General features: G+C 30.2%; 14 protein-coding genes. All 14 read left to right on the forward strand.

Going from position 1 to position 13,611, the window contains the following annotated elements; genetic code table 4:
• The first annotated feature begins 215 nt into the window (after positions 1–215).
• The 14 genes from D9R21_RS01680 to D9R21_RS01745 all read left to right on the forward strand — a co-directional run bounded on the left by D9R21_RS01680 (position 216) and on the right by D9R21_RS01745 (position 13,164).
• Complete coding sequence (locus D9R21_RS01680) at positions 216–734, forward strand: YceD family protein (RefSeq protein WP_126820836.1); 519 nt, start codon at positions 216–218, stop codon at positions 732–734.
• Positions 734–910, forward strand: a complete 177-nt coding sequence (gene rpmF / locus D9R21_RS01685; RefSeq protein WP_004027582.1) for a 50S ribosomal protein L32 — start codon at positions 734–736, stop codon at positions 908–910. Before D9R21_RS01680 ends, rpmF begins: the two co-directional genes overlap by 1 nt.
• A 209-nt stretch (positions 911–1,119) precedes the next feature.
• Positions 1,120–1,551 carry a division/cell wall cluster transcriptional repressor MraZ gene (mraZ, locus tag D9R21_RS01690; RefSeq protein WP_126820837.1) on the forward strand — a complete coding sequence of 144 codons (432 nt, stop codon included), beginning with the start codon at positions 1,120–1,122 and terminating at the stop codon, positions 1,549–1,551.
• A 3-nt stretch (positions 1,552–1,554) separates the two neighbouring features.
• Positions 1,555–2,496: a 16S rRNA (cytosine(1402)-N(4))-methyltransferase RsmH gene (gene rsmH / locus D9R21_RS01695; RefSeq protein ID WP_126820838.1), complete on the forward strand. Its 942-nt coding sequence runs from the start codon at positions 1,555–1,557 to the stop codon at positions 2,494–2,496.
• Positions 2,497–2,527: 31 nt separating this feature from the next.
• On the forward strand, positions 2,528–3,874 hold the full coding sequence (locus tag D9R21_RS01700) for a cell division protein FtsA (RefSeq protein WP_126820839.1): 1,347 nt from the start codon (positions 2,528–2,530) through the stop codon (positions 3,872–3,874).
• A 37-nt stretch (positions 3,875–3,911) separates the two neighbouring features.
• Positions 3,912–5,144 (forward strand): cell division protein FtsZ, encoded by a 1,233-nt coding sequence (gene ftsZ, locus D9R21_RS01705; protein WP_126820840.1) that lies wholly within the window; start codon positions 3,912–3,914, stop codon positions 5,142–5,144.
• A gap of 2 nt (positions 5,145–5,146) precedes the next feature.
• Positions 5,147–5,596, forward strand: a complete 450-nt coding sequence (locus D9R21_RS01710; RefSeq protein WP_126820841.1) for a cell division protein SepF — start codon at positions 5,147–5,149, stop codon at positions 5,594–5,596.
• Positions 5,589–6,338, forward strand: coding sequence for a S4 domain-containing protein (locus tag D9R21_RS01715; RefSeq protein WP_126820842.1), 750 nt, complete (start codon positions 5,589–5,591; stop codon positions 6,336–6,338). Before D9R21_RS01710 ends, D9R21_RS01715 begins: the two co-directional genes overlap by 8 nt.
• 13 nt (positions 6,339–6,351) lie before the next feature.
• On the forward strand, positions 6,352–6,756 hold the full coding sequence (locus D9R21_RS01720; RefSeq protein ID WP_126820843.1) for a hypothetical protein: 405 nt from the start codon (positions 6,352–6,354) through the stop codon (positions 6,754–6,756).
• Between the two features lie 234 nt (positions 6,757–6,990).
• Positions 6,991–9,717, forward strand: a complete 2,727-nt coding sequence (gene ileS, locus D9R21_RS01725) for an isoleucine--tRNA ligase (RefSeq protein WP_126820844.1) — start codon at positions 6,991–6,993, stop codon at positions 9,715–9,717.
• Positions 9,718–9,747: 30 nt separating this feature from the next.
• Positions 9,748–10,335 (forward strand): signal peptidase II, encoded by a 588-nt coding sequence (gene lspA, locus D9R21_RS01730; RefSeq protein WP_126820845.1) that lies wholly within the window; start codon positions 9,748–9,750, stop codon positions 10,333–10,335.
• Complete coding sequence (locus D9R21_RS01735; RefSeq protein ID WP_126820846.1) at positions 10,328–11,248, forward strand: RluA family pseudouridine synthase; 921 nt, start codon at positions 10,328–10,330, stop codon at positions 11,246–11,248. Before lspA ends, D9R21_RS01735 begins: the two co-directional genes overlap by 8 nt.
• 6 nt (positions 11,249–11,254) lie before the next feature.
• The gene (locus tag D9R21_RS01740; RefSeq protein ID WP_126820847.1) at positions 11,255–12,676 is read left to right on the forward strand and encodes a rhomboid family intramembrane serine protease; all 1,422 of its coding nucleotides are present in this window, start codon (positions 11,255–11,257) and stop codon (positions 12,674–12,676) included.
• Entirely contained in the window at positions 12,664–13,164 is a 501-nt protein-coding gene (locus D9R21_RS01745; RefSeq protein WP_126820848.1) for a deoxycytidylate deaminase, read from the forward strand. Before D9R21_RS01740 ends, D9R21_RS01745 begins: the two co-directional genes overlap by 13 nt.
• Positions 13,165–13,611: the final 447 nt, after the last annotated feature.

The following is a 13,611-nucleotide window of genomic DNA, read 5'->3' on the forward strand; positions in this document are numbered from 1 at the left end:
AAATAGTTTGGTTTAAAATAATAGTGTAAGTGGAATGCTTAAAGTGTTCTAATTTCTTAAATTATATAAGTTACCCTATAATTATTTATACGACCAAAATAAATGTATAATTATATTATATTATATTATATTAATGAATAATTTAACAAAAGATTTATTAGGGTAAGATTATTCAAATTTGGCAACAAAAGTCAATAAAATAATGAGGGAACAAAATGATTTATACAGAAACAGATTTTATTAAACAACCGCAAGTTAGTGTCGATATACCATTAAATATTAGCCCAGAATTACTAGATTATTCGGTTAATATTAGAGGAATCAAAGATGTTAATATTAAGGGAATAATTACTTATCATCCAAATCTTAATGCAGTTAATATTGTTGCAACAATTATTGGCGAAGTTGTTGTTGAGGATGCTCAGACATTAGAACATTTTGCTGTTCCAATTAATTTAGAATGAAATGATGAGTATAGTTTTAAATTTTATAAAAAAAGTGATATTAATTACTTAAATGAGCAAAATTTTGATATAATAAAATATGCATGAGATGAAATAATTATGAATATTCCTATTAATTTATCTAAAAATAGTGATAAAATAATTAGTGGTGATTTAACTTGGCAAGTTTTTTCTGAGGAAGAATTTGCAGCGTATCAAGCAGCTCAAGCGGATTCACGATGAGAACAATTACACGAAAAATTAGTTAAAACAACAAAGGAGGAGAAATAATGGCGGTACCATTTCGAAAAACATCCAAACAGGCAAAAAGAAAACGCCGAACACATTTTAAATTAGTTGGAGCAACTTTGATAGCATGTAAAAATTGTGGAGCATTAATTAAACCACATAGAGTTTGTCGTGAATGTGGATATTATAAGGATAAAGAAGTTATTAGAGTTGATTAGGTTATAATAACTAATTATAGGAAAGGATCAAGAGATTCTTTTTTTTTTTAACTAATGTTGTATTTATAATTTATCTTGTTTAAAAAAGCCTTTAAATTATTGGTCCAGTAGTAGGACTATTTTTTTGTAAAAAATTTTTTGGGAAAAGTGTTGCAATATGGGAAAGATTATAATACAATATGTATGAAAGTGGGGTAGAATGGAGCAAAATGGCATTATTAGGAACTTACAATCATACATTAGATGATAAAGGACGATTAACAATTCCTTCTAAAATGAGAGAACAGTTTAAAGATGATAAAGTCTTTATTTCTCTTGGTTTTGATGGTTGTATTGATGTTCGTAATGAAGCTGAATGGTTAAAGTGAACAGAAAAAGTTTCTTCAACTGGACAAGCCACAGCCGAAGGAAGGGCTTTGACACGAAAAATTATGTCAATGTCTGATGAAACTACTTTCGATAATGCTGGACGAATTAAAATTTCGTCCATTTTGCAAAATAAAGCAAATATTACAAAAGATGTTGTTATTATTGGAAACAATGATCACTTAGAATTATGAGATCCGAAAGTTTGAGAAGTATACATTGAACAAGCACCAGGAATCGAAGAATCGGCAAAAAATTTTGAGGAAAAAATTTAACGTATGGAATTTAAACATCAGACAGTCTTATTACAAGAAGCAATTGCCGGTTTAAATGTTCAAAACAATGGAATTTATGTTGATTGTACCTTAGGACGAGCCGGACATAGTCTTGAAATTTTAAAGCATCTTCCAAATGGAAAGTTATATTGCTTTGAGCAAGATGAAGCAGCAATTGTTGCTTCTGAAGAAATTTTGCAGAAGAGTAAATATCGTAATTATGAAATTATTAAAAATAATTTTGTTAATTTAGCTGCTGAATTACAACTACGACATGTTAAAGCAGTTAATGGGATTTTATATGACCTCGGAGTATCATCACCACAATTAGATGATGATAACCGTGGTTTTAGTTATCGCTATGATAGTCCATTGGACATGCGGATGAATCAACATCAAGGATTAACAGCAAAAATCATTGTTAATACTTATTCGCAAGAAGCTTTAGTAAAACTTTTTCAAGATTATGGTGAAGAACCATTTGCAAAAGTAATTGCAAAAAACATTGTTATTGCTCGTAATGAACAAGAAATTGTTACTACTTTCCGTCTTGTTGAAATTATTAAAAAAAGTTTGCCACAAAAGATTTTAAAAAAGGCAAAACATCCAGCAAAACGAGTTTTTCAAGCATTACGAATTGAAGTAAATCAAGAGTTATTTGTTTTACAAGAATCATTACGACAAGCAACAACTTTATTAGCGGTGCATGGTCGGTTAGTTGTAATTTCGTTTCATTCATTAGAAGATCGTATTGTTAAAAAATATTTTCAAAGTTTAACAAAAGATCCTAATTATGAAATAAATCAACAGCTACCAGTAATATCACATTTTGAAAGTGATTATCAGATTATTACTAATAAAGCAATTGTACCTTCGGTAACTGAACAAACAAACAACCATCGAAGTACAAGTGCTAAATTAAGAATATTAGAACGGGTGAAATAATATTCTAAAATTTGAAAAGGAGGTGAACGAAGTGGATTATAAGTTAAAAGAAGTATATGCTGTGTTAGAAATTAAAAATTATAGTTTTAGTTTTATGGTTGGTGTTTATACTGAATCACAAATTAAAGTGCTTTATAAAAGGCATCTTGAATATCATTTTTGTGATAATGGTATTATTATTGATGAAAAAAATGTGGCTAAAGAATTAGTTAATTTAATTAAAGATGCAAATCGACAATTAGGAATTGTAATTGAACGGGTGGCAATTAGTATTCCAGCAAATAATATGACAATTAAAACTTCAACCAAAATGCTAAATTTAACACATGATCGTCTAATTACTAAGAATGATATTGATTCATTAATTACATTAGCAAAAGAAGTTCCTTTATTAGATGATGAAACTGCTTTTTTTATTAGACCATATCGTTACATTCTTAATGAACAAAAAGCATTATCAGCGCCACCAATAGGGCAGGCGGCGCACAAAGTAAGTATTAAGGCAATTGTTTATGTAACAAAAAAACAGATTATTCAAAGTATTTTTGCGACACTTAAATATGCCAAAATTGAAGTTATGGGTATCCTTCCAGAGGGGTTTAGTCTTGCGTGAAATATTTCATCACCAGTTGATTTGCAAAATGGAATTACAATTATTAATTGAGATTATGATAATATTATCGCTTATGTTTTTGTTCGTGAAACTTTATGTGAACAAATTATTATTCCGGGTGGGATTAAAAAAATAATTACGCGATTACGTAATGTCTTAAGTTGTGATAATAAGCAAGCACTAAAATATTTATATAAAATTATTAATTTAAATAATAATAGTAAAGATAATTTAATTATTTATAGCAAATATGATCAACAGCAACAAACACAATTAAATTTTACCCATTATGATTTAAAACGAATTGTTAATCATGTTTTAACAGAAGAAATGGAAACATTGAGTGAAAAGTTAGCTAATAGCTTAGGGCGCTATAACTATCCAGTGGTTGTTGTTGGTGAAATTTTACGAATTAGTGGGTTTAAAGAAAATTTGTTGGCGTTAAATAAAGATAAAAATGTTATCGTTTATATTGCTTCAACATTAGGAGCAAAAGAAACATGATGTACTGGCTTATTGGGAAATATTTATTATCAACATTTAGCAAATAAAGTTAGTGCAACAAATATTCAATCGGTTGATCATCGTTATATTCGTTATTTAAATAATAATGGTGATAAAAAAGGACCACGAAATGACAAATATGGTGAGCATCATCAACCGGGTGTCAATGCTAACCTGGCACAAGGGGTTATGCCGCTAAGTAACCAGCATTTAAACGGTTCGCAACAATATCAACAAAAATACTACCAAAATATTAAATAAATAGTATAATATATAAAAAAATGGAGGAATTAAGGTTATGGACAATTTTGATAATTATGAACAAGTCGCGTCAATAAAAGTTATCGGTATTGGTGGTGCTGGTAATAATGCTGTCAATCGGATGATTGAAGCAGGCGTACAAGGGGTTGAATTTATTGTTGCTAATACTGATGCCCAGATTATTAGTGTTTCAAAGTCAAAAAATAAAATTGTATTAGGTAAAGAAACATCAAAAGGGCTAGGAGCAGGTGCTAATCCTGATGTTGGTCGTCAAGCAGCAATTGAATCAGCAGAGGAAATTAAAGACGCTTTAAAAGGGGCAGATATGGTTTTTGTCGCCGCTGGAATGGGTGGTGGAACTGGAACTGGGGCTGCTCCTATTATTGCCAAACTCGCCAGAGAACAAGGTGCTTTAACCGTTGGAATTATTACAACGCCATTTTCATTTGAAGGACGTGCGCGCAATAGTTATGCTATTCAAGGAACCGAAGAACTACGTAAACATGTTGATTCATTAATTATTATTTCAAATGATCGCTTATTAGAAGTAATTGGTGGTGTCCCATTAAAAGATTCATTCAAAGAAGCAGATAATATTTTACGCCAAGGAGTTCAAACCATTACTGATTTAATTGCAGTACCATCCTTAATTAATTTAGACTTTGCAGATATTAAGACCGTGATGAAAAATAAAGGGAATGCTTTATTTGGCATTGGGATTGGTTCAGGTAAAGATAAAGCAATTGAAGCTGCTAATAAAGCAATTATTTCTCCGTTATTAGAAGCATCAATTCGTGGTGCTCGTGATGCTATTATTAATGTTACTGGTGGTAATACCTTAACCTTAAATGATGCTAATGATGCTGTTGATATTGTTAAACAAGCAATTGGTGGCGAAGTTAATATTATTTTTGGAACAGCAGTTAATGAGCATTTAGATGATGAAATGATTGTAACTGTCATCGCAACTGGGTTCGATGAAGAACAAAATTTTACTAATCCAGATAATGGTTATCGTGCTTCAATGGAAGAATACGAAGCACCAGCACCACGTCCAACACGGGATGCTGAGGTTAGTGATGACAATGATCAAGATGTTGCTCGTAAACGGCCAAGTTATTTCACTAATTTATCTGAAAATGCTGAACGTGAAACAGCGAATGCAAACCGTCGGATTAATGCGTGACGAGAACATGTTAATAATAATCAAGTCGTTGAACATGACGATGAAGATGATGATTTACCACCATTTGTTCGTCGTAGTTGATAATAATGAGCATTTTTAAGAAAAAACAACGAAGTATTTACGAATCTCAACCACGAATTGATTTTAATGATAGCCTAACCGCACCAATTGTCCATAGTTATCAACCATTAGATCAACCATTAGATCAACCATTAACAAAACCTGTTCTTGCCCCAGAAACACCCTTTCAAAAGGTGAATTTTGAGCGTGAAAGCGAATTACAGCCTTCTTCTGAAGTTAGTAGTAATACAAGTGTGCTTACAACTAGTTTTATTGCTGATAGTTATAATGATGCTCCCAAAATGGCTGATTTATTATTAATAAAAGGGCAATTAATTGTTCATTTAGAGAAGTTACCAAAAGGAGAACGGGTACGTCTATTAGATTTTATTAGTGGTGTGATGTATGCTTTTAATGGTGATGTTCAAAAAATTGAACATAGAACTTATCAATTTACAATTCAAAAAGATGCTTAATAAGACACAATTATTGCAACATTATCAGCAAGATTATGAATTAATTAATAAAATTAAAGGATGATGTGAACAAGCCCACCGTGGGCAAGTTGTTAACACAGATTTTCTTGATTTACGTCAAATTGCAATTTTGCAAGCAATCTTGGCACAAGCAAACATTACTAATTATTTTATTCATAAACCATTAACAAATGGTTTTCGAGCAACAGTTAGTTTTAATGCTAAGCACGATAATACGGTTATTTTACATGCGAAACAACCAACACCGCATTTTTTTCAACATCATCAGGTGCTTGGTTTTATTTTAAACCAATTACAATTAGAAATGCGAGTGTTTGGTGATTTATATATCACAGCAAATGATTTATATTTAAGTGTTTTAAAGAAAATTATGCCAGTGTTTATTAATGCTCCATTAATTATTCAAAAGAACTTATTAACTTGAACTATTAACCCTGCCCCTGTTGTTATTGAATATCAATTTAATGTTTTTGTAAAAACAGTAAAAAGTTTACGCTTAGATGCTGTGGTAAGTGCCCTTTGCAATGTTTCACGCCAACAAGCACAAAAATATGTTGAACAAAATTATGTTTATGTTAATTTTTCAGTGGTAAATAATAAGACTTTTCAAGTTGCTTGTGATATTATAATATCAATAAAACGGTATGGTCGTTTTAAAATTAATGCAATTTTACCATCAACAAACCAACATTATCGAATTACAATTGCAAAGTTTGCATAAAGTAGGGGAAAATATGGCAGAACAAGAGAAAGATTTACGGACAATTATTTATGAACAAAATGAAATTATAGAAAAATTAACATACCATAATCGCCAATTAATGTTGCGTTTACAAGAATTACAACATTTAGAGCATATTTCACGGTATAATATTGAAAAATCACGCGAAGCATTTGAAGTTGCAAGTCATAATGCGGGACGGATTATTATGAAAGCAGTTGATTTTTCTTATGCTTTTAAAGAAGAAATTGCAGTATTACTTGATGACATTGATCATAATCGGCATAATCCCCAGAATGTGTTAAAAGTAATTGATGATTTTTTAGAACGAAATAAGCGCATTTATGTCTTTTCCATTAATGATGGTGAACGAATTACAGAATTGATTAAAAAAGAAATTATTAACAAAATTAAATAAATAGTGTAATATTTATTTATAAGAAAACAAACCACGGTTATTTGCTCGTTTTATTACAGCAAGATTAGGATGATGTGAGCTAATCATAAAAGACAAATAATTATCTCTTGTTTTTACAATTTAAAATAAAGAAAAAAAGGTAAATATTATTACAATATTTATAAAGTAAGATGGTACCGTGCATTTGCGCTCTTATAGTCTTACTTTTTTTATGACAGAAAGGAAAAAACACTGATGAATTATAAAGATACATTATTAACTCCCAATACCTTATTTGAGATGAAAGCTAACTTGGTAGGAAAAGAACCGCAAATTCAGTTAGAGTGACTTAAAACAAATGTTGTTTCAGGGCGCTATCAACATAATGCTAACAACCAACCCTTTATTTTACATGATGGTCCTCCTTATGCAAATGGGGATTTACATGTTGGTCATGCGTTAAACAAAATTTTAAAAGATTTTATTGTTCGTTATTATAATCAAAAAGGATTTTATAGTCCATGAATTTGTGGCTGAGATACGCATGGTTTGCCAATTGAAACTGCTGTTGTTAAAAGCGGGGTTGATCGGAAAACAACTCCACCAGTTGCCTTTCGCCAAATTTGTCGTCAATATGCTTTAGACCAAATTGAAAAACAAATTACGCAATTTAGTCGGTTAGGTTTGTTTAGTGATTTTCAGCAAAAATATGTAACATTATATTTGCCATATGAATTAGAACAATTACGATTATTTCAAACAATGGTTCAAAAAAAATTAGTTTATCGGCAATTAAAACCAATTTATTGATCACCTTCAAGTGAATCAGCTTTAGCGGAGGCAGAAATTGAATATGCTGATTTAACATCACCATCAATTTATGTAACTTTTACAGTAACAACAGGAAATAGGGTGATTAAACCAGGAACAAAATTTTTAATTTGAACAACAACACCATGAACAATTCCAATGAATCAATTGTTAGCGGTTGGAAAAGATGTTGTTTATGTTGAAGTTCTTGTTGAAGGTGAAAAATACTTATTTGCTAAGGCTTTATTTGACGAGTTACAAACATTATTAAATTGGAAAAAAGTTAAAATTGTACAAGAAGTAGTTGGTGCTAAATTAGTTGGAATTATTACAAAACATCCTTTATATGACCGCGATAGTTCTGTTGTTCTTGGCCACCATGTTACTGTTGAAGCTGGGACAGGAATTGTCCATATCGCATCGGGATTTGGTGAAGATGATTATTTGATTGCCCGTACGAACAATGTTCCAATCTTTGCACCATTAGATGATACTGGAAAATATATTCCAGAAGTAGCAGATGATAGTTTAGTTGGTGTTTATTATGAAGATGCAAATAAAATGATTGGTCAACGATTAGAACAAAATGGCGCTTTGTTAAAATTAAAATTTACAAAACATCGTTATCCAATTGATTGACGAACAAAAAAACCAGTTATTTATCGTGCAACAGCACAATGATTTGTTTCAATTGAAAAAATTAAACCAGAATTATTAAAAGAAATTAGACAAGTACAATGAAATCCACAATGAGCAGCAAAAAGAATGGAAACAATGATTGAAAATCGTCAGGATTGATGTATTTCTCGTCAAAGATTATGGGGTGTACCAATTATTGCCTTTTACGATGAAAATAATCAACCACAATTTACAACAGAATTAATTGAACATGTAATTAATTTATTTGCCAAAGCAAAAACAACTGACATTTGATTTGAATGAAGTGCTTATCAATTGTTGCCACCAGCTTATCAAAATCGCAATTGACGAAAAGAGCAAGATATTATGGATGTTTGATTTGATAGTGGTGTTAGTAATTTAGCAGTAACAAAAGAATATCATTTACCCCATCCCGTTAATGTTTATTTGGAAGGAATTGACCAATTTCGAGGATGATTTAATTCATCGTTAATTACTTCGGTTGTGGCGACAGGTCATGCTCCTTACCAAGTTGTTTTATCACATGGTTTTGCTAATGATGAAAAAGGCCGCAAAATGAGTAAATCATTGGGAAATGTTATCTCACCATTAGCAATTACTGACCAGTATGGAGCTGATATTTTACGAATGTGAGTAGCTTCGGTTGATTATCGTGATGATGTTAAAATTGGGCCAGAAATTTTAAAACAAATTGCGGAAGCTTATCGAAAAATTCGTAATACATTACGGTTTTTATTAGCAAATTTAAATGATTTTAATCCAGCAACTGATTTACAATCAAAATTAGGAGAGGTTGATTATTATGTGTTACATTTAGCGCAGGAATTTCAACAAAAAGTAAATAAAAGTTATGAAGAATTTAATTTTAATAATGTTTATACTTTAATTAATAATTTTGTTACCACAAAATTATCAAAATTTTATTTAGATTTTACAAAAGATATTTTATATATTGAGGAAATGAAATCACCACGTCGTCGTGCGGTACAAACAACATTATATTATTTATATCGGATTTTAGTTGATGTTTTAAAACCAATTATTCCGCATACAGTTGAAGAAAGTCATCGCTTTATTACATATCCCGAGCAACAAAGCTCGGTTCATTTAGAAAAAAATTTTGTCTTAACAATGGCTATTAATGATAAATTAATTGCAAAATGAGACCAAGTGCTGAAATTACGAGATGATGTTAATAAAGAATTAGAACGTCGTCGTGAACAAAAAGAAATTAAAAAATCATTAGAATGTCAAGTAACGATTGCTTTAAAACCAGCCTATGCAAGTTTAGCGACAATTAAGGATTTATATCAAATTTTTATTGTTAGTGAAATTATTTTTACTACTGACCATCAGAACTTAACAGAATATGAAACTAGTTTTTTAAAAGTTCAAGAAAAAGCTGGTTTAAAATGCCAACGTTGTTGAATGATTTATAATCATTTAAATGTCCAAAATAATGAAATTTGTGATCGTTGTTTTAATGTTTTATCGGCAAAAAATGTGCGATAATGTATAAAACGAAAAAGGAGTCAAAAGCAAATGAAAGAACGAACAAAACAATTTTGATATGATTTTAAAGACCATTTTAAAAATCGAGATTATATTTGAAGATATAAACTCCAAGTTTGTCTACCAATTTTTATTTCGTTATTAATATTAGATATTATTACGAAGCAATTAGCTTTTCATTTATTGTCCCATGATCCAGCAGTTCCCGAAGTTAAATTTTTGGATGGATTTATTAATTTTAAATTTATGGTTAATAAAGGAATTGCTTTTGGAACAAATGCTGATAATCTTCCACTTGTTATTATTGGTGCAGTTTTTATTACTTTGCTTGCATTTGGTATTTTTTTATATATTAATAATAAAACTGCTGCTGTTGGTTTAATGATGATTACAACTGGTGGGTTTGGTAATTTAATTGACCGTATGTGAAACCATGGTGGGGTTGTTGATTTTCTAGCATGAATTTTATTTCCCCCTTATAGTGTGTTTAATTTAGCTGATACTTGAGTAACCTTTGGTGTTATTGTCTTAATTTTTGCTATTATTATTGAAATTATTCAGTTTTATCGTGAGTGAGCACGAAGCAAACGCGAAGATCATTTTGAACCAAATGACTAAGATTACCTTTATTGTTTCTTCATCAGCTCGAATTGATAAAATTTTAACTGATTATTTTAAAACAAATCCCACTTCTTTTTCGCGAACTAAAATCCAAGCATTAATTAAGCAAGAGAAAGTTCAAGTTAATGGACAAGTTGTGCCGGCAAATTATGTTAGTCAAATTGGAGACCATGTTCGCATTGAATTTCCAAATCCTAAAGCAAGTGAATTAACACCAATGCCAATCCCATTAACAATTTTGTATGAAGATAGTTATTTAATGGTGATTGATAAACCAAATAATTTAGTTGTTCATCCAGCACCAGGATACCAGAATGATACTTTAGTTAATGCTTTATTAGCACGAGGAGTGCAATGGTCAACTGCTAGTGGTGAGCAACGCCCGGGAATTGTCCATCGCATTGATCGCCAAACGACAGGAACTTTAATTATTGCTAAAAATGATGTTGTTCATCATCAACTACAACAACAAATTCAAACAAAGCAATTACAACGCCGCTATTTAGCACTTGTTCATGGTCAAATTATTGAGAATCGAGCTAAAATTGATGCGCCAATTGGCCGTGATCCTAATAATCGCAAGAAAATGACAGTTACAGCAAAAAATTCTAAAAAAGCAGTAACTAATATTCTTGTAATTGAACGCTTTAATGATTATACTTATATAGAGTGTGAATTAGAAAGCGGGCGAACTCATCAAATTCGAGCCCATCTAAAATACATTAACCATCCTATTGTTGGTGATCCGTTATATGGCACAGCCGCTGATAAAAAAGAAAGTTTTGGACAATATCTGCATGCGTATCAATTAAGATTTATTCATCCAGTTACTAAAGAAGCTCTGACCATTACGGCAGCCTTACCACAAGAGTTTGAACAAAGATTAGCAATATTACGCGCGAAAGGATAGAAAACAATGAGTTTTGATAAAGATAAATTATCTCTAGTTGATTATTTTTTAAAACAAGAAAAATACAATGTTTATAAAAGTAAACCACGCAATAATAATAATAATAATAATAATAATAATAATAATAATAATAATAATGTTTATTTATATAAAGTTGATAGTAAAGAATTTCAAATTATTAAAATTATTGATAATTTTAGTGGTGAATTTAATGATCTCATCATTAATGATAAGGTTGTGCAAACGTTAAAGACTTTTTTAAATAAAAAATTTCAACGCGCAAAACTTACTATTTTATCAATTATTTTAATTGAAAATCGTTCGCAGATTTATAAAGATGATAGTGGCGATGTAACATTATTTGTTGACAAAAATAATTATCTTGACCGTTTAAGTACTTATTATCCGAACATTACAATGTTGCAAGAAAATAATGAAAATGATACTTCAATGGTGGGGATGACAACTGAGGAAATTTTAGATGGGATTAAAGACCCTAATAGTAAATTAACAAAAAATTTAAAGCAACTAAGTGATAAATTAAGTGTCAATAACCTAGGTGTTACGTGAGTTTTAATTGCTTTATTATTAATTATTCCAATTGTTGGAATCTTTTTTGGTGCGCAAATTTTTAATACTCAAGGCTTAAGTGAAGGAGCAACGCAATTAGTTTATGGTGGTGTTACTCGTGATTTATTAATTTGAAATAATCAATGATGGCGATTATGAACATATGTTTTATTTTCCAGTAACCCATTGTTAGTAGTTTTAAATTTATTTATGATTTTTAGTGTTGCTCGTTATGCAGAAGCTTTGTTAGGGCGTTGACGATTATCAGTCATTTTAGTAGTTGGAATCCCCTTAGCCGGAGTATTTTTAGCAGCCGTATTACCAAATTGAATTTTTGGCGGATCAACTATTTTATTAGCAATTTTATGGGGAAGTTTGTTTAGTTATAACTATGGTAAAGAAGATTTAGGGGCTTTAATTGCCAACCAACGAACTTTAATTATTATGCTGTGGTTGCTAATAATGCCAATCTTTTTAGGTTATTCATTTTATTTAATTAATTTTGTTGGTTTTTTTGTTGGTAGTGCGCTTGGTTATGGTTTAGAATTTAACCGTTCACATCGTGTTAATTGAACAATATTATATCCAGTTTTTATTATTGCAACAATGATAGTGGTTAGTACAATTGCATTATTATGAATACGTTATGTTCCATCCTATAATCGTGCTGTTATTGACGCATTATTAAGTTATTGACGTGCAGGTTTGATGGAAAAGAGTGCAATTGAGGAAATGTTAAATAATTATTATTTTTATCCAAAAGCAAATTGACCAATCTTTTTGTTACAAAGTCAGTCTAGTTTTAGTGATCTCTTTTTCAATTTTAAGGGAGGAATCTTTAATTTATGACAACAGTAACAGGGAAAAAACGTAATGATTATTTATCATGAGATGATTTCTTCTTAAGTGTTGCGCATGTTTGTGCAATGCGAAGCAAAGATCCACATACACAAGTTGGGGGTTGTGTTGTTAACCAAATTGGGCAAATTATTGCGACAGGTTATAACGGTTTACCCCGTGGTTTAAATGATGATGATTTTCCATGGGCACGGGAAGGGGAATATTTAGAAACAAAATATCCTTATGTTGCTCATGCTGAATTAAATGCCATTTTAAGTGCACGAACAAATTTAGAAAATTGTCGAATTTATACAACCTTATTTCCTTGTACAGAATGTACAAAAATCATTATTCAAGCTGGAATTAAAGAAGTTATTTATGATGATGACAAATACGAAGGCAGCGATGATAATCAAGCAGCAAAGCGGATGTTTGACCAAGCACAAGTGCATTATCGCTGCTTACCAGTTATTAATGTTATAGTCGAACGACAAGAGGAAAAATAATTAGATTTACAAATAAAACTATAAATTATCAAATAAAATCAAAATCCCTTATTAACTTATTTTTATAAATTATTAGAAAAAGAAAGGTTTTTAAGATTAAGCATTTTTTTACAGATCGGAAATTATTAATTTATCGTATTATTGGTATTATGTTAATTTTTGCTTTTTTAGTTTGTGATTTTATTTTAGCGTTAAAAACAAAAAGTGGCATTTATGGGCAGTTACCAAGTTATGGAGAGCGTTTAAGCCATTATTATTCATATTTTACAACACAAACAAATTATCTAGTTTTTGTTTATTTTGTTTTTTATTTATTTCTGTAAATTGTACTATGAAGTGTAGCAGTTTATTTAATATCATTATAACATCAATAAAATAAATGTTCAATATAATTTATTTTAAAAAAATTTAGTAGTTTTGTCTTAAATTTATTAATTTTGACACACC

Origin of the sequence: Spiroplasma endosymbiont of Megaselia nigra (genome assembly GCF_003987485.1) — a bacterium.
Classification (GTDB): domain Bacteria; phylum Bacillota_I; class Bacilli_A; order Mycoplasmatales; family Mycoplasmataceae; genus Spiroplasma.